Below are 22392 nucleotides of genomic sequence, written 5' to 3'. Positions count from 1 at the left end.
GGCTGGACGGCGGGCGGGGGCCCGGGAGGGGCTCCGGCCTAGAGGTGCGCGTAGACGTCGTCGAGGGAGATCCCGCGGGCGACCATCATCACCTGGACGTGGTACAGCAGCTGGGAGATCTCCTCGGCGGCGGCTTCCTTGCTCTCGTACTCGGCGGCCATCCAGACCTCGGCGGCCTCCTCGACGACCTTCTTGCCGATGGCATGGACGCCCTTGCCGACGAGCTCGGCGGTGCGGGAGGTGCTGGGGTCGCCGTCGGCGGCCTTGAGCTGGAGCTCGGTGAAGAGCTCTTCGAAGCTCTTGGAGGGTGTGTTCGCCATGATGGTCCTCAGAATACGGGCTCCCCCACCGCCACTCAGCGCCAGGGTTCGCTGACGGACCGCAGGGTCGCAGCGGTGGAGACGGCGGCGATGACCGCTTCGTGCCCCTTGTCCTCGTTCGACCCCTCGAGCCCGGCACGGTCCAGCGCCTGCTCGTCGTTGTCGCACGTCAGAACGCCGAAGCCGACGGGGACTCCGGTGTCGATCGACACCTGTACCAGGCCTTGGGTGACGCCCTGGCAGACGTAGTCGAAGTGCGGGGTGCCGCCGCGGATGACGACTCCGAGGGCGACGATGGCATCGTAACCGCGACCGGCGAGTACCTTCGCCACGACCGGGAGCTCGAAGCTGCCGGGGACGCGGAGCAGGGTGGGCTCGTCGATCCCCAGCTCGTGCAGGGCCCGCAGGGCGCCGTCGACGAGCCCGTCCATCACCTTCTCGTGCCACTGGGCCGCGATGACCGCGACCCGGAGGTCTCCGCAGTTCCTGACACTCAGTTCGGGTGCGCCCTTGCCGCTCACAGCTGTGCTCCTCGGTGCTTCGTGGTTCGTGGTGCTTGACGGGTGGTGGTTCGTACTTACTGGTTGCCGCAGGCGGAGGTGGTCACGGCCTGCTCCAGCCAGGGCAGGTCGTGGCCCATCCGGTCCCGCTTGGTGCGCAGGTACCGCAGATTGTGCTCGCCCGCCTCCATCGGCATGGCCACCCGGTCGTTGACCGCGATGCCGTGCCGGACGAGGGCGGCGGACTTCTCGGGGTTGTTGGTCAGCAGCCGGACGCTCTTGACGCCGAGGTCGGCCAGGATCTGCGCGCCGGCGGCGTAGTCGCGGGCGTCGGCCGGCAGGCCGAGCTCCAGGTTGGCGTCCAGGGTGTCGCGGCCGCGCTCCTGGAGCTCGTACGCGCGCAGCTTGGACACCAGTCCGATGCCGCGGCCCTCGTGGCCGCGCAGGTAGACGACCACGCCGCGGCCCGCCTCCTTGATGCGGGCCATGGAGGCGTGCAGCTGGGGGCCGCAGTCGCAGCGCAGCGAGTGGAAGATGTCGCCGGTCAGGCACTCGGAGTGGACCCGGACCACGACGTCCTTGCCGTCGCCGATGTCGCCGTGGAGGAGGGCGACGTGCTCGACGCCGTCGGCGGTGGAGCGGTAGCCGTACGCCGTGAAGTCGCCGTGGGCGGTCGGCAGGGTGACCTCGGCCTCGCGGCGCACGGTCGGCTCGGAGGAGCGGCGGTAGGCGATCAGGTCCTCGATGGAGATGATCGTCAGGCCGTGCTTGCGGGCGAACGGGATCAGCTCGGGCAGGCGCAGCATGACGCCGTCCTCGCCGGCGATCTCCACGATCGCGCCGACGGGGCGCAGGCCCGCGAGGCGGGCGAGGTCGACGGCGGCCTCGGTGTGGCCGTTGCGGACCAGGACGCCGCCGGGCTTGGCGCGCAGCGGGAACACGTGGCCGGGGCGCACGAAGTCGGAGGGCTCGCAGACGCCGCTGGCGAGCATCCGCAGGGTGGTGGAACGGTCGGCGGCCGAGATGCCGGTGGTGACGCCGTGGGCGGCGCTCGCGTCGACCGAGACGGTGAAGGCGGTCTTCATCGACTCGGTGTTGTGCTGGACCATCTGGGGCAGCTCGAGCCGCTCCAGCTCGGGGCCTTCCATGGGGGCGCAGATCAGGCCGCGGCACTCGCTCATCATGAACGCGACGATCTCGGGGGTGGCCTTCTCGGCGGCGATGACGAGGTCGCCCTCGTTCTCGCGGTCCTCGTCGTCGACGACGACGACGGGGCGGCCGGCCGCGATGTCGCGGATGGCCTGCTCGACGGGGTCGAGCCGGAAGGCGGTCTCGAGGACGGCGTCGATGTCGGGCACGGGCTTGAGGGTGGTCATGCCGTTGCTCCTTCCAGGGCCGGGGCGGGGGTGGTGCGCGAGCGCTGGTACCAGTCGTGGGCGCCCCACAGGACGAGCGCGAAGTAGACGACGTAGACGAGGCCGGAGAAGGCCAGTCCGTTGGTGAAGGCGAGCGGGACGCCGACCAGGTCGACGAGGAGCCAGGCGAACCAGAACTCGACCAGGCCGCGCGCCTGGGCGACCATCGCGACGATCGTGCCGACGAAGATGTAGGCGTCGGCCCACGGGCTCCAGGACAGGTCCGGGAAGAGCGTGAACAGGCCGCCGACGGCGAGGGTGCCGAGGGCCGCTCCGGCGAGGAGCAGCCCGCGCTCGGTCCAGGTCGCGGTGCGCACGGCGAGGGTGCCGTCCTGGGCCTGCTTGCGGCCGAGCTGCCAGGCGCGCCAGCCCCATGCGGCCACGCCGATGACGAGGAGCTGCTTGCCGACACCGCCGGCGAGGTGGGCGGAGGCGTAGGCGGCTATGAGGATCAGGCCGGACAGCAGCTGGGCGGGCCAGGTCCATATGGAGCGGCGCCAGCCGAGGGCGAGGGCGGCCAGGCCCATCAGGTTGCCGATCATGTCGGACCAGATGACCTTCTGGCCGAAGACCGTGAAGGCCTCCGCGTTGAGCCAGGTCAGGGCGGTCACTGCTGGTCCTCCTTGGCGGTCAGCGGGTCAGTTCGGAGGCTGCCTGCGGCCATCAGGCGCTCGACGTACTTCGCGAGGACGTCGACCTCGAGGTTGACCGGGTCGCCGGGCTGCTTGATGCCGAGCGTGGTCAGCGCGAGGGTGGTGGGGATGAGGCTGATGGTGAACCAGTCGGCGGCGGCTTCGACCACGGTGAGGCTGACGCCGTCGACCGTGACGGAGCCCTTCTCCACGACGTACCGGGACAGGTGCGCGGGGAGCGCGACCTTGACGATCTCCCAGTGCTCGGAGGGCGTCCGGGAGAGGATCTCGCCGGTGCCGTCCACGTGCCCCTGGACCAGGTGTCCGCCGAGCCGTCCGCCGAGGGCCATCGGGCGCTCCAGGTTGACGCGGGAGCCCGGGTGGAGGGTGCCGAGGCTGGAGCGGTTCAGGGTCTCCTGCATGACGTCGGCGGTGAACTCGCCGTCCGCGGTCTCCACGACGGTCAGGCAGACGCCGTTGACGGCGATGGAGTCGCCGTGCTTGGCGCCGTCGGTGACGACGGGGCCGCGCAGGCGGAAGCGGGAGGCCTCGGCGAGCTGCTCGACGGCGGTGACCTCGCCCAGTTCTTCGACGATTCCGGTGAACACTCAGTGCTCCTTGGGGGCGGTGGTGGGGGCGGCTTGGGGGACTGCGGTGATGCGGAGATCGGTGCCGACGCGGACGGCCTCGGTGATGTCGAGACGTACCGCGTGGGCGATGTTCGTGATGCCGGCGTCGGCGAGGGCGGTGGGGCCGGAGCCGAGGAGGGCCGGGGCGAGGTAGCCGATGACGCGGTCGACGGCTCCGGCCTCGAGGAAGGCTCCGGCCAGGGTGGGGCCGCCTTCGAGGAGTACGGAGCGCACGCCGCGGGCGTACAGCTGCGCGAGCAGGTCGTGGACGGCGATGCGGCCGTCGTGCAGGGGGAGGCGGAGCAGCTCGACGCCCGGGAGGTGCCGGGTGTCGGCGTCCTCGCCGGTGACGAGCAGCGTGGGTGCGGCGTCGTCGAGGATGCGGGCGGTCGGCGGGAGGCCGGCGCGGGTGTCGAGGGCGACGCGCAGCGGCTGGGTGGCGCCCTCGACGTCGCGTACGGCCAGGTGCGGGTCGTCCTCGCGCAGGGTGCCGCCGCCCACGAGGACGGCGTCGGCCTCGGCGCGCAGCCGGTGGACGTCGGCGCGGGACTCCGGGCCGGTGATCCAGCGGCTGCTGCCGTCCGCGGCGGCGCTGCGGCCGTCGAGGGTGGCCGCGTACTTCCAGGTCACGTGCGGGCGGCCGAGGCGTACGGAGGTGAGCCAGGCGGCGTTGCCCGCCGCGGCTTCGGCCTCCAGGAGCCCGCCCTCGGCCTTGACACCGGCAGCACGCAGGGTGTCGGCGCCGCCGCTGGCCTGCGGGTTCGGGTCTGCGACGGCGTAGACCACGCGGGTGACGCCGGCCTCGGCGAGGGCCTGGGCGCAGGGCCCCGTGCGACCGGTGTGGTTGCAGGGTTCGAGGGTGACGTAGGCGGTGCCGCCGCGGGCTGCCTCGCCTGCCGCGCGCAGGGCGTGGACCTCGGCGTGCGGGCCGCCGGCCCGCTCGTGCCAGCCCTCGCCGACGACGGTGCCCGCGGCGTCCGTGACGACACAGCCGACGACCGGGTTGGGGCTGGTGGAGCCGAGGCCGCGGGCGGCGAGCTCGATGGCGCGGCGCATGGCCTGCGCGTCGGCGTCGGCACCGCCGACGGCGTCGTGCGGTGCGTTCGCGGCGTGGTTCGCCACCGGGTCCTCCTGCCTCGTCGGGCACGGACTCCGGGGCCTGTCGGGATACGACAGATGAAGCGGTTCAGCACACGCGGCACGCCGAGGCCGAAAAAACGGTCCGCCCGGACGTGTCCACAGGGGATACGCCGATGAACCGCCGACGGCGGCGTACCGGTGACTGGCCCGCCGCGCACTGCCTCCCATCCGGACTTTCACCGTCGGTCCAGGAATTTCACCTGGTCAACCGGCCGCTGGCTGCGGACGGGTCGCGGACTATACCGCCGGTTCGGAATTACACCGACCCCGGAGTGCGCTGCTTACTGGTACTCCTGCCAGTTTGCCACGGGTGATCGGCGGCCATGCGAGCGAGGAGCTGTGGCCTGGGTCACAGAGGGGGTCTTCCGCGGGAGTCCGTCAAGTGCGCCGCCGATTGGTACAGACCTATTGACGAGGTGGTCTAGTCCTCTTAACGTTCCCTTCATCCTCTCGGGAGACAGCCCGTCAGATGTGCGCACGTCACGGGCCAACACGCACCACTTTCCGCCTGTTGTGCCCTTTCGTGTCCTGCCATCCTCCCCTCCCCAGGAGGCACCATGCCGTCCCCCACCCGTACGAGAGCGATGCTCCTGGCATCCGGCGCCGCAATCGCCGGACTGCTGGTGGGCGGGCTCTCGTCCGGCGTCTCGCACGCCGCCGACCACGAGGGCTGTCGCCCGGACGGGCTGTACAAGACCGCCGGTGTCGACGTCCCGTACTGCTCGGTCTACGACTCCGAGGGCCGCGAGAAGATGGGCGCCGACCACCAGCGCCGCGTCATCGGATATTTCACCGGGTGGCGGACCGGCAAGGACGGCACCCCCGCCTACCTCGCCAACAACGTCCCGTGGTCCAAGGTCACCCATCTGAATTACGCCTTCGCCCACGTGGGCGCCGACAACAGGATCTCGGTCGGCGCGGACAACGCGAACAACGCCGCCACCGGGATGACCTGGCCGGGTGTTGCCGGCGCCGAGATGGATCCGGCCCTGCCGTACAAGGGCCACTTCAACCTGCTGAACAAATTCAAGAAGCAGTACCCGAACGTGAAGACGCTGATCTCGGTCGGCGGCTGGGCCGAGACCGGCGGCTACTTCGGCGACGACGGCAACCGCGTCGCCTCGGGCGGCTTCTACTCGATGGCCACCAACGCCGACGGCTCCGTCAACCAGGCCGGCATCGACACGTTCGCGGACTCCTCGGTCGAGTTCGTCCGCAAGTACGGGTTCAACGGCGTCGACATCGACTACGAGTACCCGACCACCATGAAGGACGCGGGCAACCCGCTGGACTGGCAGCTCTCCAACGCCCGCCGGTCCGGGCTCGTCCAGGGCTACGCCGCACTGATGAAGTCGCTGCGCGAGAAGCTCGACCGCGCGGGCGCCGCCGACGGCAAGCACTACCTGCTCTCCGTCGCCGCCCCCTCCTCCGGCTACCTGCTGCGGGGCATGGAGACGTTCCAGATGCAGAAGTACCTGGACTACGTCAACATCATGTCCTACGACCTGCACGGCGCGTGGAACGAGTACGTCGGCCCCAACGCCTCGCTCTTCGACGACGGCAAGGACGGCGAACTGGCCGCCGCCGGCGTCTACTCCACCTCCCAGTACGGCGGCATCGGCTACCTCAACTCCGACTGGGCCTACCACTACTTCCGCGGCTCCATGCCGGCCGGCCGCATCAACATGGGCCTGCCGTACTACACCCGCGGCTTCAAGAACGTGCAGGGCGGCACGGACGGCATGTGGGGCAAGGCCCCGGCGACCACCTGCCCCGCCGGGGCGGGGCTGACCAAGTGCGGTGACGGCGCGGTCGGCATCGACAACCTGTGGCACGACCTGGACACCAACGGGGCCGAGTCCCCGGCGGGCTCCAACCCGATGTGGCACGCCAAGAACCTGGAGAAGGGCGTCGTCGGCGACTACGTCACCAGGTACGGCTTCCCGGCGAACACCACGCTGACCGGCACCTACGCCCGCAAGTACGACTCCACCCTGGTGGCGCCGTGGCTGTGGAACGCCCAGAAGAAGGTCTTCCTGTCGACGGAGGACGAGCAGTCCGTCGCCGCCAAGGCCGACTACGTGGTGGACAAGGGCATCGGCGGCACGATGGTCTGGGAGCTGGCGGGCGACTACGCGTACGACTCCGCCAAGGGCCAGTACGAGATGGGCGACACGCTCACCTCTCTGATGTACGACAAGTTCAAGGCGGCCGCGCCGTACGGCGCGAAGAAGGCGGGCAGCGCACTGCCGGCCCAGGCCGTGGACATCAAGACGGAGTTCACCGAGTTCAAGCTGGGCGACTCCAACTACCCCATCACCCCGAAGCTCAAGATCACCAACAACACGAAGACCACGCTGCCCGGCGGCACCGAGTTCCGGTTCGACTACGGGACCTCGGCCCCGGACAACGCGTCCGACCAGTCCGGCTTCGGTACGAAGGTGATCAGCAGCGGCCACACCGGCACCAACGTCGGCGGCCTGAAGGGCGACTTCCAGCGCGTCTCGCTGAAGCTGCCGGCGTGGCAGGCGCTGGCCCCCGGCGCCTCCGTCGACCTGGCGTTCAACTACTACCTGCCGGTGTCCACGCCCTCCAACTGGACGGTGAACATCTCCGGCACCACCTATGCCCTCGCCGGTGACCTGGCACGCGGCACGGCGCTCGTCGAGCCGGGGGGCTCGACGATCCCGCCGACCACCCCGCCCACGACCCCGCCGACCACTCCCCCGACGACGCCTCCCACCACTCCCCCGACCACGCCGCCGGGCGGGACCTGCAGCAACCCGGCGTACGTCGCGGGCACCGTCTACAACGGCGGGGACGTCGTCTCGCACAAGGGCCACGGCTGGAAGGCCCAGTGGTGGACGCAGAACGAGGAGCCCGGCACCACCGGTGAGTGGGGCGTCTGGAAGGACCAGGGCGCTTGCTGACACCCCGTCGGTTCCCGTAGGCGGGCGAACGTGAGGACCCGGTGGCCCGGCGGTCACCGGGTCCTCGCACGTGCCGGCGCGGCCCCTCGTAGGCTGCTGCGGTGATCACACAGGACGCCGCACCCGTCGCGGACTTCGAGGAGCACCGGCCCCGGATGTTCGGCATCGCCTACCGCATGCTCGGCTCCGCCGCCGAGGCCGAGGACACCGTCCAGGACGCCTGGCTGCGCTGGAGCTCCGCCGGGCGCGAGGACATCGAGCACCCCGGGGCCTGGCTCGCCAAGGTCGTCACCCGCCTCTGCCTGAACCGCCTCACCTCGGCGCGGGCCCGGCGCGAGGAGTACGTCGGCCCCTGGCTCCCCGAGCCGGTCCTCACCGGGGACGGAACCCTCGGCCCGCTGGAGTCTGCGGAGCAGCGGGACAGCGTGTCCATGGCCCTGCTGGTGCTGCTGGAGCAGCTGACGCCGGTGGAGCGGGCGGTGTACGTGCTGCGCGAGGCGTTCGCGTACGGCCATCGGGAGATCGCCGGGCTCCTGGACCTGACCGAGGCCAACTGCCGGCAGCTCTACCGGCGGGCCGCGGCCCGGGTCGCTGCGGGCCGGACGGCCGGGCCGTCCGGCGGACGGGAGTCGCGCCCCCGCTTCGAACCGGATCCGGCGCAGTGGCAGCGCCTGGTGGAGACCTTCCTGACGGCGGCGCGCGACGGCGACCTGGCCCGGCTGGAGGGCATGCTGACCGCCGACGTGCGGTACGTGGCGGACGGCGGCGGGATCGTGGGCGCGGCACGGCGGCCGATCCTGGGCCCGGACAAGGTGGCCCGCTTCCTGGTGGGTGTGCTGCGCAAGTTCGCGGCCGGGATGCCGATCTCCTTCGCGGAGGTCAACGGGGAGCCCGCGCTGATCGTGGGCGGGACGGTCCTGCAGGTGGAGATCGAGGACGGGCTGGTGCGCGAGGTGCGCAGCGTGGTGAATCCGGAGAAGCTGGAGTTCCTTCAGCGGCAGCTGTCACATTCCTGAGGGCTGTCCGGTCTCAGCCGGTGAACGCACCCCCTTCAGGGAAGGAACGAACACCATGAGCACGATCCTCGTCACCGGAGGCACCGGAAACCTCGGCGCGCTGGTCGTCAGCCGGCTGCGGGCCGCGGGCCACGACGTACGGGTCCTGAGCCGGCACGCGAAGGACCACCCGGTCGATCTCCGGGACGGCAGCGGGCTCGATGCCGCGATGGCGGGCGCGGAGGTGGTCGTGCACTGCGCGAGCACCCCGCGGGGCGGCGACGACGTGGCCGCCGGGCACCTGATCGAGGCGGCCCGGCGGGCCGGGACGGTCACGAACATCGTCTACATCTCGATCGTCGGGGTCGATGTGGTCCCGTTCGGCTACTACAAGGTGAAGTACCAGGTCGAGCGGATGCTGGAGGCGTCGGGGCTGGGCGTGACGATCCTGCGGACCACTCAGTTCCACGACCTGGTGGCGATGGCGGTGGACGGGCTGGCGAAGGTGCCGCTGGTGCCGCTGCCGCTGCCGAGGGGGGTCAGGGTGCAGCCCATCGCCGTGGAGGAGGTCGCCGACCGGATGGCGGAACTCGCCGTCCCGGCCCCGGCCGGCCGGGTCACGGACATGGGCGGCCCGGAGATCCACACGCTGGTGGAACTGGGCCGGTCGTACCTGGCGGCGACGGGACGGCGGCGCAAGGTGTTCCCGCTGCCCCTCGCGGGGAAGGCGTACGCGGCTTTCTGCCGCGGCGGCAACCTGACCCCGTCCCACGCGTCCGGCAAGGGCACGTTCGCGGAGTTCCTGGCGGCGCGGGCCGGAGCGGCGGGGCGATGATCGTTTCGGTGGTGTCCATGCCGGAGGGCATCGCGCGGCGCACCCCGGTCTCCGAAGCCCGTCAGCGACTCGCGGAATCCCGTTTCGTGTTGGTGGACGCGGAGCTGCCCGAGGAAGCACCGCCCGGGGAGCAGCCGATCGCCCACCTGCTCGGCCTGGAGGCCGAGGACCTGCCGTGGCTGGGCCGGGAGGGAGAATCCGCCCGCGCCGAGTTCCTCGGTGACGCCGCCGCGTTCGTCGTCCCGGCGATCGAGGCGGGCCAGGTCGTCCACCTCCATGTCGTGGCCACCGAGCGGTATTTGGTCACGGTGCACCGGGGACCGGCCGGGCTGGTGGAGAGCCTCGTCGCCCGCTTCCCGCACGAACGGCCCCCCGACGCGGTGGCCACGCTGTTCCTGCTGCTGGGCGAGGCCTTGGAGACCTACCGGCGATCCGCCGTCCAGGCCCTCCTGGAGGTGGAGGACCTGGAGGACGAGATGTTCCGGCAGCGCGAGCCCGAGCAGCTCTACAGCCTGGCCCGGCTGCGCCGGACCTCGGCGCTCCTGCACCACACGCTCCTCCCCTACCACCAGGCGGCGGAGGAGGCCATCACGCGCCGGGTGCTGAACCGCAACTTCCCGGAGGAGCGCCAGCGGCTCGCCCGTGAGTACCAGCGCGTGTCGAGGCTGGTGCTGACGGACATCGAGGCACTCCAGGAGGCCGCCCGGCGGGGCTTCGGCACCTACTCCTCGCTGGTGTCCGGCGAGCAGAACGGCGTGATCAACCGGCTGGCGATCGTTTCGACGATCTTTCTGCCGCTGACCTTCCTGACGGGGTTCTTCGGCATGAACTTCGCCTACCTGACGGACGAGCTGGAGAGCCGGGTCATCTTCTGGGTGCTCGCCGTGGGCCTCCAGGTGGTCTTCTTGGCCGGCGCGCTCTACGTACTGCACCGCACCCGCATCTGGCGCCGGCTCCACGACGACGAAAGCGTCGACGACGAGTAGGCCGTCCGGCCGGGTGCAACCACGGTGCGGCATGGTCCGGCCCGATGCACACCGGGCCGCACCGGCCCGGTGCGGCCGGTGCCGGCCGGTGCGGCTCAGGGGGCGAAGAGGTCCGCCTGCGCGGCTTCGCGGGCGGCCAGCCGCGCCCCCGTCAGGACCGCCGGGTCGCCGAGGGCAGTGGCCCGGACCTCCATCGGGACCGGGGTCAGCGTCGTCAGGCGGCGGGCCACCGCGCAGGCGAGGGGGGCGCCGCCCGCGTGGCCCAGCCCACCCGCCAGGACCAGGCACCCCGGATCCAGCACCGCCGCGACGGCCGCCGCGCCCAGCGCGAGCCGTTCCGCCAGGGCCTCGATGAAGGCCTCGCCCGCGGCGCCCGCCACCGCCTCCTCCACCGGCCCGGCCCAGCCGTGCTCCGCCGCGAGCGCGACCACGGCCTCCCGGCCGACCAACGCGTGGAAGCCGCCCTCGCAGTCCGTGGCGGAGGGCAGCCGGCCCGTGCCCGGCACCGGCAGGAAGCCGATCTCGCCCGCCCCGCCCGACGCGCCCCGCCGCAGCCGCCCGTCCAGGACCACGGCCGCGCCGACGCCCGCGCCGAGCCACAGCAGCACGAAGGAGTCCAGGTCCTGCGCGGCCCCGACCCGCTGTTCCGCGAGGGCCGCGAGGTTCGTCTCGTTCTCCACCACCACCGTGGCCGGCAGCCTCCGCCGGAGGGCCGCCACCAGGTCCCGGTGCCACACCGGCAGGCCGGCGGTGCTGCGCAGCACCCCGTCGGACGGGGCCACCAGGCCCGGCGCGCCGGCCACCACGGTGTGCAGCCCGTCCGCGCCGGCCTCCCGCGCGAGCGCCTCGAGCAGGTCCACGGCCTCCTCGACGGCGTCCACCGGGAGCTCGGCCTGGGCGAGAGGGCGGCCGAGCAGGTCCGCGACCACCGCGGTCGCGCTGTCCGTCCGTACGTCCAGGGCCGCCAGGTACGCACGGCGGGCGACGATCCCGTACAGCCTGGCGTTGGGGCCGCGGCGCTGTTCGCCCGACTGCCCGACGACCTCGATCAGCCCGGCCCCGGTCAGCCGCTCGACGAGATCGGCGACCGAAGGGCGGGAGAGGCCGGTCATCGTCTTGAGCTGAGTGGCGGTCAGCGGCCCTTCCTCTTGGAGGAATCGCAGGGCGAGCCGGTCGTTGATGGCCCGGGCCGTACTCGGCGACGCGGGCGACGGAGCGGTGGCGGCTGGGGCCAGGGCTTTGGCAGGAGTCACGGCGCCCATCCTAGGTAGCTCCACGCCGCTAACTATCAGGCAGGGTCCCTGATAGTTTAATGCCATGACAGGGGAAACAGACCTCGGCCCGGCGCGCCTGCGCCGGGCCCGCTTCGCCATCGCCGCCGTCTTCTGCGCCCACGGGGCCGTCACCGGCTCCTTCGCCACCCGCATCCCCTGGATCCAGGACCACGCCCAGCTCAGCGCCGGCACCCTGGGCCTCGCCCTCGCCTTCCCCGCCCTGGGCGCGGCGCTCGCGATGCCGCTGGCCGGCCGGATCAACCACCGCTTCGGGGACCGTACCGCGCTGCGCGCGCTGCTGGCGCTGTGGACCCTGTCCTTGCTCCTGCCGAGCCTGGCGCCGAACCTGGCCACGCTGTGCTGCGCCCTCTTCGTCTACGGCGCCACCTCCGGGATGGCGGACGTGGCGATGAACGCGCTGGGCGTGGAGACCGAGAACCGGCTCGGCCGCTCGATCATGTCCTCGCTGCACGGCATGTGGAGCGTGGGCGCGCTGCTGGGTTCGGCGGCGGGCACGGTCGCCGCCCATGCCGGGGCCGACGCCCGGCTGCACCACCTCTTCGCCGCGCTCGCCCTGACCGCTGCCGGGCTGGTCGCCGTACGCGGGGTGCTGGACCTGCGCAGCGCCGCAGGAGCCGAGGCGCCGCCGCATTTCGCGCTGCCCCCGAAGTCCGCCCTGCTGATCGGCGCGATCGGGTTCTGCGCCGTCTTCGCGGAGGGCGCGAGCCTGGACTGGTCCGCGGTCTACCTGCGCGACGTCCTGGACACGGATGCCGGTCTCGCCGCCGCCTCCACCACGGCGTTCGCGCTCACCATGGCCGTCGCCCGGCTCGCCGGGGACCGGGTGGTGGACCGGTTCGGGCCGGTGCACACGGTGCGGGCCGGCGGGGTACTGGCCACCGCGGGCGGGCTGCTGGTGGTGACGGTCCGCCACCCGGCCGCGGCGCTGGCGGGCTTCGGCCTGATCGGACTGGGCATCGCCGTGGTGGTCCCGCTGGCCTTCGCGGCAGCCGCGCGCAGCGGACCGGCCCCGGCGCAGGCCATCGCGGGCGTCGCGACGATCACGTACACGTCGGGGCTGATCGCGCCGTCGGCGATCGGTGCGGTGGCGGACGCGACCTCGCTCGTGGTGTCCTTCGGGCTGGTCACCCTGCTCGCGTTCGCTCTGGTCGCGGGGGCCGCCGTACTGCGGCAGAAGCCGGTGGCCGCGGGCTCCGCGCCCGCAGAGCGGGACGAACCGGCAGGTATCCGGCCGTAGCCTTGCGAAGGCCGCTCCGCGTCTTCAGATGGGCGGGCGCGGCGAGCCCCGCCAGGCGAGGGCGACGCGGGCGGGGAACCGGCCGCGCGGGACACGCGATCCTGAGCCGGGTTCGCCCGAACCGGGGAAGCACACGGCCAAGTTCCCCGGATCCGCACCGCCGGCTGGGACGCTGCCTCCCATGGAAGCGGTGCTCGCGCGGATGCGCGCCCTGGACGAGCGGCTCCCCGCGCAGGACGGTGTCGCCGTCTTCAACCGGGTGTACCTGACCGTGACGGAGACGCTGCACGCCCGCATCTCCCACGGGGAGTTCCCCGCGCCGCGGCGGGCGGAGGCGCTCAGCGTGCGGTTCGCGGAGCGGTACCTGACGGCGGTGGAGGCCGACCGGGCCCCGGCGTGCTGGCGGCCACTGCTGCAGTACCGCCGTCACCCGGGGATCCGCCCACTGCAGCACGCGCTGGCCGGGATCAACGCGCACATCGGGCACGACCTCGCGCTGGCGGTGGTGGCCACCTGCCGGGCGCTGGACTGCGAACCGCGGGCCCTGGAGGCGGACTTCGACCGGGTCGGCGACACCCTGGTCTCCCTGGAGGAGCACATCCGGGAGGACCTCATGCCGGGCCCGGACCTGCTGGAGGTCGCCGACCCGCTGACGCACCTGCTCGGCTCGTGGAGCCTGGACCGGGCCCGGGGCGCCGCCTGGTCGGCGGCCCGCCTGCTGTGGACCCTGCGCCGCTCCCCCGATCTGGCGGAGGAGTTCACGGATTCGCTCGACGCCGGCGTCGGCCTGGTCGGCCGCTGCCTCCTGACCCCGACCTCCTGAGCCGGGGCATGAAGACGGGCCGCCGCCGCGCTCGTGGCGCGGGGGCGGCCCGTGGTCACGGGGCCGGAGGGACCGGGTGGGTCAGTCCTCCGGGAGTTCGACCGGGGCGATCTCGTCGTAGACGTCGCCCGGGCCGGGGTTGGTGGCGTCCGTGGAGCCGCCCAGGTGGTGCATGACGCCCCAGACCGCGTTCAGCGCCGTCTGGACCGCGCCCTCGGCCCAGCCCGCCGTCCAGGAGATGTCGTCTCCCGCGAGGAAGATGCCGCGCTTGTCCTCGGGGAGGCGGTCCTGCATGAAGTGGGTGAACAGGCGCCGCTGGTAGCGGTAGTGGCCCGGCAGGTTGGCCTTGAACGCGCCCATGAAGTAGGGCTCGTTCTCCCACGACACGGTCACCGGGTTGCCGATGATGTGGCGGCGGATGTCGACCTTCGGGTAGATCTCGCCGAGCGACTTCAGCATGACCTCCATCCGCTCGTTCGCGGACAGCGGCAGCCACTTCAGGCTGTCGTCGCACCAGGTGTACGAGAGGCAGATGACGGCCGGCTGGTCCGGGCCGTTGTCCAGGAGGTACGTGCCGCGCGTCATGCGGTCCGTGAGGGTCATCGACATGACGTCGCGGCCCGTCTCCTCGTCCTTGTCCAGCCAGAACGGCCGGTCCACCGGGATGAAGAGCTTCGAGCTCTCCATGTAGTGGGTGCGCTCGATCGCCGTCCAGTGGTCGATCGGGAAGAGCGTGTCGTCGCACGCGATCTTCGACAGCAGCATCCAGGACTGGGCCGTGAAGATCGCGGCACGGTACGTACGGATGTCGCCGTCGGCGTCGGTGACCGTGATGCGGTTGCCGGCCGTGCGGTGCAGGCGGGTCACCGCCGGACGCGGGGTGCCGTCGTGCAGGGAGGACAGCGAGGTGCCCTGGGCCCAGTGGACGATCTTCTCGGGCTCGCGCTCCCACAGGCGCATCGGCAGCTGCTGCGAGCCGCCGACGATGCCGCGGTGGTGGTCGTCCGCCTCGGTGTAGACGACGCGGAGGATCTCCAGGATGGAGTTCGGGAAGTCGGTGTCCCAGCCGCCCGTGCCGAAGCCGACCTGGCCGAAGATCTCGCGCTTGCGGAAGGACTGGAAGGCCTCGGACTTGCAGAGGAAGCCGTAGAAGGTCTCGTCGTCGAGCTTCTCGACGAGCTTCGCCCAGATCTCGCGGATGCGCGGGACGTCCCGCTCGCGCATCGCCTGGTTCATGTCGGAGAAGTCGGCGCCCTCGTCGAGGCAGGCGTTCCACGCGGCCGACACGTCGCGGTAGACCTGCGGGAGGTCGGCGATGGTCTCGGCGTAGTGGGTCTCGCCCTTGAGGTCCACGACCGTCGAGGGGGTGGCCTCGGCGAGCGGGTTCGGGAAGGGCTCGGTGACCAGGCCGACGAGGTCGATGTAGTGCTGGAGCGCGGTGGAGGACGGCGGGAAGCGCATGGCGCCCATCTCCGCGGTCAGGCCCTCGGTGCCGGCGCCCTCGAAGCCGACGGTGCGCAGCCGGCCGCCGATCCGGTCGGCCTCGTACACGACGGGCTTGAGGCCCATCTTCATCAGCTCGTACGCCGAGATGATGCCGGACAGGCCGCCGCCGATGACCGCGACCTCGGTGCCGAACTCGGTCGCCGGGACCTGGCCCAGGCCCGCCGGGTGGGCCAGGAAGTCGTCGTACGCGTACGGGAAGTCCGGACCGAACATGGTGATCGGCGGCTGTCCGTCGCTGTGCGGGACGGCGGTGGTGGGCACCGTGGACGTCATGGGGTACGGCTCCTTGCGGGGGTGGGGCAGGGGGGGAGGGCGCTGGCGGGACTCAGACGAGGGAGGCGTAGAGCCCGGGGCGGCGGTCGCGCAGGTACGGGTTGTTCTCGCGCGAGGCGGCCAGCAGCTCGGGGTCAGCCTCGCCGATCACCAGCTCCTCACCGCGGCCTGCCCTGGTCCGGGTGACCCCGTCGGGGCTGGCCAGGCAGCTGAGTCCGACGAACTCGAACTCGCCTTCCGGACCGGTGCGGTTGACGTACGCGATGTACATCTGGTTCTCGAAGGCCCGTACGGGGACGAGCTGTTCGGCGACGAACTGGAAGGGGTGCATCTGCGCGGTCGGCACCAGGAGGAGGTCGGTGCCGGCCAGTGCGTGGGAGCGGACGTTCTCCGGGAACTCCACGTCGTAGCAGATCATGATGCCGACGCGGAGGCCGTTCAGCTCCGCCTGGACGACGGGGGTGTCGCCGGGGGTGAAGGCGTCCTGCTCGAAGCAGCCGAACAGGTGCGTCTTGCGGTAGTTCGCCAGCCGGACCCCGTCCGGGCCGACGAGCTGGGCCGCGTTGTACACGGTCTCGCCCTCGCGCTCCGGGTAGCCGTACAGGACGGCGACCCCGTGGCGGCGGGCGATCTCGCCGATGGCGCGGGCCGACATGCCGTCGGCCGCCTCGGCGAGGGCGGCGATGTCCTGGACCTCCAGCGCGTAGCCGGTCAGGAACATCTCCGAGGTCACGAGGAGTCCCGCACCCGCCTGTGCGGCGCGCTCCACAGCCCCGTCGAGCGCCTTCAGGTTCTCGGCGGTGTCGCCGAGCCGTCCGGAGCTCTGGAGGAGGGCGGTGCGCAGCGGGGGCATGGGCGTACCTCTGTGGCAGGAGGGGAGGGGTTCCTATTGAAGGTACGTTCACCCGTTCGACCCCGACAAGCCATGACTGTTGCGCTCCGCGCATCGATTCGTTGCGTGTTTCGCGGCGGGGACGGAGATTCGTTGCGCGGGGCCGTTGGCCGCTCTGCACGGCGGCCGGGGCATAAACCCGCCCCCGGCGGACGCTGACCCTCATGACCGTCGTCACCAGCAGTCTCGTGGCGGTGCGCGGGGCCGTCAAGGAGCTGGTGGACGGGCCTGCGGCCGCTGCCGAAGGAAGGAGTCCGCCACCCCATGTCGCCCGACACCGACACGGCCACGCCCGTCCACGTACTCGACGATGTCCACGTACTCGACAATCCGGTCTGGGCCGCTCTGAGCGGCCCGAGCCGTGCCTTCGCCGAGACCGGGCCCGCCGGCCTCGCGGCCCGGTACGTCGCGGAGGCCTCGCCGTTCGCCGCGCTCGCGGACCCGGACGACCCGCGGGCCTGGGCCGATCTGGCCGCGCTGGCCGGGCCCGGCGCCCCCGTCTGGGTCACCGGACTGCCGATCCCGCCCGCGGGGTGGACGACGGCGGCCTCGATACCGGGCGTACAGCTGGACGGCGGGGCGGTACGGGCCGAGGCCGCGCCCGAAGCGGTCCTGCTGGGGCCCGGCGACGTACCGGAGATGCGGGAGCTGGTCGAGCTCACGAAGCCGGGACCGTTCCTGTCGCGCACCGTCGAGCTGGGCACGTACCTCGGGATCCGGCACGAGGGCCGGCTCGTCGCGATGGCCGGGGAACGGATGCGGCCGCCGGGCTGGTCGGAGATCAGTGCGGTGTGCACGCACCCGGACCACCGGGGCAAGGGGCTCGCGGGCCGGCTGATCCGGGCGGTGGCCGCCGGGATCCGGGAGCGCGGCGACCGCCCGTTCCTGCACGCCGCGGCGGACAACACCGGGGCGATCGCGCTCTACGAGTCGATGGGGTTCACGCTGCGCCGCCGGCCGCTGTTCATCGGGCTGCTCACCCCGGACACCGGGGCCTGACGGAGGCCGGCGCCGGCAGGGACGAAACGACAGGTTTCAGGGCGCGCGGAGCGGTCACACGCGAGGTCATGCCGAGGACAGCGAAAGGAACTGCCATGACCGACGTCTCCCGCCTGCCCGGCGCCGCGCACCATCACTGGCAGTGGCAGCTACGGGCGGCCTGCCGGAACCTGGGCCCCGGGCGGTTCTACCACCCGGCCGGCGAGCGGGGCGAGGAGCGAGAGGACCGCGACGAGGCCGCGAAGCGGGTGTGTGCCGTCTGCCCCGTGCGTGCCGCGTGCCTGGAGCACGCGCTGCGGACCCGCGAACCGTTCGGGGTGTGGGGCGGGCTGACCGAAGAGGAACGCCGGGCCCTGTTGGGCCCGGCGCACACCGCCGAGGCCGGCACGAGGGCGTAGCCGGGCCTCATGCAGGCGCGCCCGAGGTGAAGCGGCGCAGCAGCGGGGAGAGGACGAGCACCGACTTGGTGCGCTCCACGAAGGGCTCGCCCGCGATGCGCTCGAGCACCCGCTCGAAGTGGCGCATGTCGGAGGCGAAGATCTGGACGAGGGCGTCCGCGTCGCCGGTGACGGTCGACGCGGACACCACCTCCGGGTACCGCTCCAACCCCCGCCGGATGTCGTCCGGCGAGGTGTTGTGGCGACAGTAGATCTCGATGAAGCCCTCGGTCTCCCAGCCCATGGCGGCGGGGTCGACGCGGACGGTGAAGCCGGTGATGGCTCCCTCGACCCGCAGCCGGTCCACGCGTCGCTTCACGGCCGGGGCCGAGAGTCCGACCTCGGAGCCGATGTCCGCGTAGGAGCGGCGGGCGTCCTCGGCGAGGGCGTGCACGATGCGTTCGTCGAGATCGTTCAGTCGCACTGCGGGTGGATCACTTTTCTGCTGTGGCCACTTCTGCCGTGGCCAGTCGGGAGCGGCGGATGCCGTACAGGAAGTAGACCACGAGGCCGACGGCCATCCAGCCACCGAACGCGACCCACGTGGCGACCGGCAGGCTGTACATCATGTAGGCGCAGGCGACGAAGCCGAGGATCGGCGTGACCGGGAACAGCGCCACCTTGAAGGTGCGGGGCATGTCGGGGTTGGTGCGGCGCAGGATGACGACGGCGACGTTGACCAGGGCGAAGGCGAAGAGGGTGCCGATGCTGGTCGCGTTGGCGAGCTCACCCAGGGGGATGAACGCCGCCAGGGCGCCGCAGAAGAGGGAGACGATGAGCACGTTGGCGCGGGGGGCGCCGCTCTTCTCGTCGACCTTGGCGAAGACCTTGGGCACGAGGCCGTCGCGGGACATCGCGAAGAGGATGCGGGTCTGGCCGTAGAGGACGGCGAAGACGACGGAGGCGATGGCGACGACGGCGCCGGCGGCGAGGACGACGCCCCAGACGCTGTGGCCCGTGACGTCGGTCATGATCTGGGCGAGCGCGGCCTCGGTGCCCTCGAAGTCCTGCCACGGCATGGCGCCGACGGCGACGAAGGCGACGAGGACGTAGAGGACGGTGACGATGCCGAGCGACAGCATGATCGCGCGGGGCAGGTCCTTCTTCGGGTTCTTGGCTTCCTCACCGGCGGTGGAGGCGGCGTCGAAGCCGATGTACGAGAAGAACAGCGTGGAGGCGGCGGCGCTGATGCCGGTGACGCCGAGCGGGGCCAGCGGGGCGTAGTTGCCGGACTTGATGCCCATGACGCCGATGCCGATGAAGAGCACCAGGGTGACGATCTTCACGACGACCATGATCGTGTTGATGCGGGCGCTCTCCTTGGCACCGCGCATCAGGAAGACCATGGCGAGCAGGACGACGACCAGCGACGGCAGGTTGATGAAGCCGCCGTCGCCCAGCGGGGCGGCGGAGAGCTTCTCCGGGAGGGTGATGCCTATGGTCCCCTCGAGGAGCTCGTTGAGGTACTGGCCCCAGCCGACGGCGACCGCGGAGACCGAGACGGCGTACTCCAGGACCAGGCACCAGCCGCAGATCCAGGCGATGAACTCGCCCATGGTGGCGTACGAGTACGAGTACGAGGAGCCGGAGACCGGCACCGATCCGGCCAGCTCCGCGTAGGAGAGGGCCGAGAAGAGCGCGGTCAGGCCCGCGATGATGAAGGAGATCGTCACGGCCGGGCCGGCCTTGGGGGCCGCCTCGCCGAGGACGACGAAGATGCCGGTGCCCAGGGTGGCGCCGATGCTGATCATGGTCAGCTGCCACATGGTGAGCGAGCGGCGCAGCGTGCCGCCCTCGCCCTGGCCTCCCTCGGCGACCATCTGCTCGACCGGCTTGCGGCGCAGCAGCGGGTTCACAGGCTTGCGGGGCTCGGAGGCGAGCGGTGGCGCCTGGCCGGTTTCGAGCACGAGGGGACTCCTTAGACACTGCGGATGGGGACTGAGGCATCGACCGCAGCGGTCCGGAGCAGGACACAGACAAGAGCCTGGGCATGGGGAGGACCGCCGAGCAGGCGGTCCACGCCACTCCACGTACAGCGAGTGAGCCTACGAGCTGATTGATAGCGCCCGTAATGCACCATCCTTGCACATTGCCGCACGATCGTTGCGCGGATCTGTCCCGGATGGTCCTTTGTTGCGCACGGATGATCGATCGGTGCGCCCGACGCCCTCACCCCCCTTTATTGACACCTCGTCAGATCTGCCGCAGCATGCCGCCCGGGCCGGCCCGATCGCGCGGGTGCGCTCCGCGGCGGTGAACCGGGCCCGTCCGGGGTACGGGTGAACGCGGTGGCACCGGGGGGCACGGACCCCCTCGGCTCCGAGATCCACCGACGACCGGAGGCGCGCAGTGAACGCCGAGAGCACCGCCACGCACTGGCTCGACCCGGGGCCTTTCCTGCGCGGAGTCGCCTGGCTGGACAAGGGGCGCCCGGTACGGGCCGACCCGGCGGACAGCATGCGGCTGCCCTGGGACACCGGCGAGCGGGCCACCCTGCCGATAGGGGTGCGTCTGGAGTTCACGGCGCAGGCGGCCCACGCGGTGGAGATCCGCTACCGGGCGACCGTGCCCGGCCCCACCGACGCGCTGCGCGACCTCGCGCACGGCTTCGCCCTGTGGGACCGCCACGGGGTGATCCGTGAGGTGTGGACCGAACCGGCCGTGGAGGCCGTCGTACGCATCGAACTCCCGGGCGGGCCCGGCCCGTTCATCCTGTATCCGCCTGAGGGGCAGTCCCCGCTGATCCTCGGTTTGCGCGGGATCGGCGGCTCCGTGGCCCCGGCGCCGCCCGCACGGCGCTGGGTGGTGCACGGCGACTCGATCACCGAGGGCTGGTGGTCCACCCGGCCCGCCCACGGCTGGCCCGCGGTCGCCGGCCGGGCGCTCGGGTGGGACACCGTCAACCTCGGGTACGCGGGTGCCGCGCGCGGGGAGCTCGCCACCGCCGAGCAGCTCGCCGGCCTCCCCGCCGACGTCCTCACCCTCGCCTTCGGCACCAACTGCTGGTCCCGCGTACCGTTTTCGGCGCCACTGCTGTACGAGACCACCCGCGCGTTCCTCGACCTGGTCCGCCAGGGGCACCCGCGGACGCCGCTGCTGCTGGTCTCCCCCGTGCTGCGGCCCGACGCCGAACGCACCCCGAACCGGCTCGGCGCCACCCTGGGCGCCCTGCGCGATGCGATGGAGCGGGCCACCCGCGACCGGATCACCGCCGGGGACGACCACCTGGCCCTGCTGCCGGGCCGTGACCTGCTCGGTCCGGAGCACCTGGCGGACGGGCTGCACCCCGACGACACCGGACACCAGGTCCTCGGCCTCGCTGTGGTCACGGCTCTGCGGCGGGCCGGGTTCGATGCCGGGTGAGTGAAACAGCCCACAGGAATCCGCTTGAACAGATCGACCCCGACAGGGCGTGTCCTTCGCAGAGTTGCCGACGCACCGGAAACGGGCGGCGGACACGGGCACACCACACGTGGGAGAGATCAAGATGGGCATCAAGCGCGGAACCACCCTGGCGGCCGTGGCAGTTGTCGTCGCCCTGACGGCGACGGCCTGCGGCGGGGACGACACCAAGGCCGGCGCCGCGAAGCCGGCCGGCGCCGCGTCCCAGGCTCCCGCTTCCGGAGCCGGCGACTACGGCTCCGACTACGGCGCGGGATCCGCCGCAGGTGCGGGGACCGCCTCCGAATCGGGTGCCAAGGCCGCAGGCCAGCTGGCGATCGCCCAGAACGAGCAGCTCGGCCCGGTCCTCGCCGACAGCGCCGGCTTCACCCTCTACCGCTTCGACAAGGACACCGCCAAGCCGCCGAAGTCCAACTGCGAAGGGGACTGCGCGAAGACCTGGCCGGTGGTCGCGGCCGGCGACGCCACCGCCGCCGCGGGCATGGACCCGGCACTGCTCGGCGAGGTCGTCCGCACCGACGGCAGCAAGCAGCTGACGGTGGCCGGCTGGCCCGTGTACCGCTACAGCAAGGACACCAACGCGGGCGAGACCAACGGGCAGGGCGTCGGCGGGACCTGGTTCGCCCTCGCCCCCGACGGCAAGAAGGCCGCGAAGGGCGCGGCCGCCCCCGCCCCCGCCGCGCCCGCCGGTGCGGGCCAGGCCTCGGGCGCACTGACCGTGACCAAGGACGCCAAGCTCGGCGACCACATCGTCGACGGCAACGGGATGACGGTCTACCGCTTCAAGAAGGACACCGCCTGGCCGATGGCCTCCAACTGCACCGGCGACTGCGTGGCCAAGTGGCCGGTGGTGCCCCCGGTGGACAAGGCGAACGCCAAGGGCATCGTGGAGAAGGGCTACTCCGTCCTGGACCGCCCCGACGGCATGAAGCAGCAGGCGATCGACTGCTGGCCCGTCTACACCTTCACGGGTGACAAGAAGCCCGGTGACATCAACGGCCAGGGCGTCGGCGGCACCTGGTACGCGGTCTCCCCCGACGGCAAGCTGATCACCACCTCCTGATCCGCTCCTCCTCCCCCCCACTCCCGGACCGCGCGGCCCCCTGCCCCCTCCCCCCGGCAGGCGGGCCGCGCACCGTTCCGCCC

At 72.0% G+C, this 22392-nt stretch carries 21 protein-coding genes and 1 riboswitch; of the genes, 10 read left to right on the top strand and 11 right to left on the bottom strand.

The window, feature by feature from the left end:
- Window positions 1-38: 38 nt before the first annotated feature.
- Genes IF09_RS0123685 through ribD form a run of 6 tightly spaced genes read right to left on the bottom strand, consistent with a single transcriptional unit; the run spans window position 39 to window position 4552 of the window.
- Window positions 39-320 carry a phosphoribosyl-ATP diphosphatase gene (locus tag IF09_RS0123685; protein ID WP_030298870.1) on the bottom strand — a complete coding sequence of 94 codons (282 nt, stop codon included), beginning with the start codon at window positions 318-320 and terminating at the stop codon, window positions 39-41.
- Window positions 321-355: 35 nt separating this feature from the next.
- The gene (gene ribH / locus IF09_RS0123680; RefSeq protein WP_030298869.1) at window positions 356-841 is read right to left on the bottom strand and encodes a 6,7-dimethyl-8-ribityllumazine synthase; all 486 of its coding nucleotides are present in this window, start codon (window positions 839-841) and stop codon (window positions 356-358) included.
- 56 nt (window positions 842-897) lie between these two features.
- Complete coding sequence (locus tag IF09_RS0123675; RefSeq protein WP_030298868.1) at window positions 898-2196, bottom strand: bifunctional 3,4-dihydroxy-2-butanone-4-phosphate synthase/GTP cyclohydrolase II; 1299 nt, start codon at window positions 2194-2196, stop codon at window positions 898-900.
- On the bottom strand, window positions 2193-2846 hold the full coding sequence (locus tag IF09_RS0123670) for a nicotinamide mononucleotide transporter family protein (protein ID WP_030298867.1): 654 nt from the start codon (window positions 2844-2846) through the stop codon (window positions 2193-2195). The genes IF09_RS0123675 and IF09_RS0123670 overlap by 4 nt, the downstream gene beginning before the upstream one ends.
- Window positions 2843-3475, bottom strand: a complete 633-nt coding sequence (locus tag IF09_RS0123665) for a riboflavin synthase (protein ID WP_030298866.1) — start codon at window positions 3473-3475, stop codon at window positions 2843-2845. The genes IF09_RS0123670 and IF09_RS0123665 overlap by 4 nt, the downstream gene beginning before the upstream one ends.
- Window positions 3476-4552 carry a bifunctional diaminohydroxyphosphoribosylaminopyrimidine deaminase/5-amino-6-(5-phosphoribosylamino)uracil reductase RibD gene (gene ribD / locus IF09_RS0123660; protein ID WP_030298865.1) on the bottom strand — a complete coding sequence of 359 codons (1077 nt, stop codon included), beginning with the start codon at window positions 4550-4552 and terminating at the stop codon, window positions 3476-3478.
- A gap of 234 nt (window positions 4553-4786) precedes the next feature.
- Window positions 4787-4916: riboswitch (FMN riboswitch) on the bottom strand.
- Window positions 4917-5193: 277 nt separating this feature from the next.
- Between ribD and IF09_RS0123655 the strand changes: the two genes are divergently transcribed.
- The 4 genes from IF09_RS0123655 (at window position 5194) to IF09_RS0123640 (ending at window position 10382) form a co-directional block, all read left to right on the top strand.
- The gene (locus tag IF09_RS0123655; RefSeq protein ID WP_030298864.1) at window positions 5194-7566 is read left to right on the top strand and encodes a chitinase C-terminal domain-containing protein; all 2373 of its coding nucleotides are present in this window, start codon (window positions 5194-5196) and stop codon (window positions 7564-7566) included.
- Between the two features lie 101 nt (window positions 7567-7667).
- Window positions 7668-8582 carry an RNA polymerase sigma-70 factor gene (locus tag IF09_RS0123650; protein ID WP_267882168.1) on the top strand — a complete coding sequence of 305 codons (915 nt, stop codon included), beginning with the start codon at window positions 7668-7670 and terminating at the stop codon, window positions 8580-8582.
- A gap of 55 nt (window positions 8583-8637) precedes the next feature.
- The gene (locus tag IF09_RS0123645; protein ID WP_030298860.1) at window positions 8638-9396 is read left to right on the top strand and encodes an SDR family oxidoreductase; all 759 of its coding nucleotides are present in this window, start codon (window positions 8638-8640) and stop codon (window positions 9394-9396) included.
- On the top strand, window positions 9393-10382 hold the full coding sequence (locus tag IF09_RS0123640; protein WP_030298858.1) for a CorA family divalent cation transporter: 990 nt from the start codon (window positions 9393-9395) through the stop codon (window positions 10380-10382). The genes IF09_RS0123645 and IF09_RS0123640 overlap by 4 nt, the downstream gene beginning before the upstream one ends.
- Before the next feature lie 95 nt (window positions 10383-10477).
- Here IF09_RS0123640 and IF09_RS0123635 read toward each other — a convergent pair whose 3' ends face one another.
- Window positions 10478-11644 (bottom strand): ROK family transcriptional regulator, encoded by a 1167-nt coding sequence (locus IF09_RS0123635; protein WP_051832777.1) that lies wholly within the window; start codon window positions 11642-11644, stop codon window positions 10478-10480.
- A gap of 55 nt (window positions 11645-11699) precedes the next feature.
- Here IF09_RS0123635 and IF09_RS0123630 point away from each other — a divergent pair, with 55 nt between their 5' ends.
- Both IF09_RS0123630 and IF09_RS0123625 read left to right on the top strand, forming a co-directional pair.
- On the top strand, window positions 11700-12914 hold the full coding sequence (locus IF09_RS0123630; RefSeq protein ID WP_030298854.1) for an MFS transporter: 1215 nt from the start codon (window positions 11700-11702) through the stop codon (window positions 12912-12914).
- Between the two features lie 181 nt (window positions 12915-13095).
- On the top strand, window positions 13096-13737 hold the full coding sequence (locus IF09_RS0123625) for a DUF5995 family protein (protein ID WP_030298852.1): 642 nt from the start codon (window positions 13096-13098) through the stop codon (window positions 13735-13737).
- 81 nt (window positions 13738-13818) lie between these two features.
- Here the strand turns inward: IF09_RS0123625 and IF09_RS0123620 are convergent, their stop codons facing one another.
- On the bottom strand, window positions 13819-15516 hold the full coding sequence (locus IF09_RS0123620; RefSeq protein WP_030298850.1) for a flavin monoamine oxidase family protein: 1698 nt from the start codon (window positions 15514-15516) through the stop codon (window positions 13819-13821).
- Between the two features lie 52 nt (window positions 15517-15568).
- On the bottom strand, window positions 15569-16369 hold the full coding sequence (locus IF09_RS0123615; RefSeq protein ID WP_030298848.1) for a carbon-nitrogen hydrolase family protein: 801 nt from the start codon (window positions 16367-16369) through the stop codon (window positions 15569-15571).
- A gap of 303 nt (window positions 16370-16672) precedes the next feature.
- Here IF09_RS0123615 and IF09_RS0123610 point away from each other — a divergent pair, with 303 nt between their 5' ends.
- Window positions 16673-17407: a GNAT family N-acetyltransferase gene (locus IF09_RS0123610; protein ID WP_030298846.1), complete on the top strand. Its 735-nt coding sequence runs from the start codon at window positions 16673-16675 to the stop codon at window positions 17405-17407.
- A gap of 95 nt (window positions 17408-17502) precedes the next feature.
- Entirely contained in the window at window positions 17503-17805 is a 303-nt protein-coding gene (locus tag IF09_RS0123605) for a WhiB family transcriptional regulator (protein ID WP_030298844.1), read from the top strand.
- A gap of 7 nt (window positions 17806-17812) precedes the next feature.
- Here IF09_RS0123605 and IF09_RS0123600 read toward each other — a convergent pair whose 3' ends face one another.
- Both IF09_RS0123600 and IF09_RS0123595 read right to left on the bottom strand, forming a co-directional pair.
- A complete protein-coding gene (locus IF09_RS0123600) occupies window positions 17813-18268 on the bottom strand; it encodes an Lrp/AsnC family transcriptional regulator (RefSeq protein WP_030298842.1) in 456 nt (151 codons plus the stop codon).
- Window positions 18269-18278: 10 nt separating this feature from the next.
- A complete protein-coding gene (locus IF09_RS0123595; RefSeq protein ID WP_030298840.1) occupies window positions 18279-19751 on the bottom strand; it encodes an amino acid transporter in 1473 nt (490 codons plus the stop codon).
- A gap of 442 nt (window positions 19752-20193) precedes the next feature.
- Between IF09_RS0123595 and IF09_RS0123590 the strand changes: the two genes are divergently transcribed.
- Both IF09_RS0123590 and IF09_RS0123585 read left to right on the top strand, forming a co-directional pair.
- A complete protein-coding gene (locus tag IF09_RS0123590; RefSeq protein ID WP_030298839.1) occupies window positions 20194-21207 on the top strand; it encodes a GDSL-type esterase/lipase family protein in 1014 nt (337 codons plus the stop codon).
- A gap of 124 nt (window positions 21208-21331) precedes the next feature.
- Entirely contained in the window at window positions 21332-22309 is a 978-nt protein-coding gene (locus tag IF09_RS0123585) for an SCO0930 family lipoprotein (RefSeq protein ID WP_030298837.1), read from the top strand.
- Window positions 22310-22392: the final 83 nt, after the last annotated feature.

It is taken from the genome of Streptomyces katrae, from assembly GCF_000717655.1.
GTDB classification, from domain to species: Bacteria; Actinomycetota; Actinomycetes; order Streptomycetales; family Streptomycetaceae; genus Streptomyces; species Streptomyces katrae_B.
This window is presented reverse-complemented; position numbering and strand designations above follow the sequence as displayed.

Bases quoted from the DNA above. Each gene is read 5' to 3' on its own strand.
- IF09_RS0123620 (WP_030298850.1), bottom strand. From the start codon at position 15,516: ATGACGTCCACGGTGCCCACCACCGCCGTCCCGCACAGCGACGGACAG.
- IF09_RS0123605 (WP_030298844.1), top strand. From the start codon at position 17,503: ATGACCGACGTCTCCCGCCTGCCCGGCGCCGCGCACCATCACTGGCAG.
- IF09_RS0123615 (WP_030298848.1), bottom strand. From the start codon at position 16,369: ATGCCCCCGCTGCGCACCGCCCTCCTCCAGAGCTCCGGACGGCTCGGC.
- IF09_RS0123685 (WP_030298870.1), bottom strand. From the start codon at position 320: ATGGCGAACACACCCTCCAAGAGCTTCGAAGAGCTCTTCACCGAGCTC.
- IF09_RS0123585 (WP_030298837.1), top strand. From the start codon at position 21,332: ATGGGCATCAAGCGCGGAACCACCCTGGCGGCCGTGGCAGTTGTCGTC.
- ribD (WP_030298865.1), bottom strand. From the start codon at position 4,552: ATGCGCCGCGCCATCGAGCTCGCCGCCCGCGGCCTCGGCTCCACCAGC.
- IF09_RS0123630 (WP_030298854.1), top strand. From the start codon at position 11,700: ATGACAGGGGAAACAGACCTCGGCCCGGCGCGCCTGCGCCGGGCCCGC.
- IF09_RS0123610 (WP_030298846.1), top strand. From the start codon at position 16,673: ATGTCGCCCGACACCGACACGGCCACGCCCGTCCACGTACTCGACGAT.
- IF09_RS0123645 (WP_030298860.1), top strand. From the start codon at position 8,638: ATGAGCACGATCCTCGTCACCGGAGGCACCGGAAACCTCGGCGCGCTG.
- IF09_RS0123640 (WP_030298858.1), top strand. From the start codon at position 9,393: ATGATCGTTTCGGTGGTGTCCATGCCGGAGGGCATCGCGCGGCGCACC.
- IF09_RS0123675 (WP_030298868.1), bottom strand. From the start codon at position 2,196: ATGACCACCCTCAAGCCCGTGCCCGACATCGACGCCGTCCTCGAGACC.
- IF09_RS0123635 (WP_051832777.1), bottom strand. From the start codon at position 11,644: ATGGGCGCCGTGACTCCTGCCAAAGCCCTGGCCCCAGCCGCCACCGCT.
- IF09_RS0123625 (WP_030298852.1), top strand. From the start codon at position 13,096: ATGGAAGCGGTGCTCGCGCGGATGCGCGCCCTGGACGAGCGGCTCCCC.
- IF09_RS0123655 (WP_030298864.1), top strand. From the start codon at position 5,194: ATGCCGTCCCCCACCCGTACGAGAGCGATGCTCCTGGCATCCGGCGCC.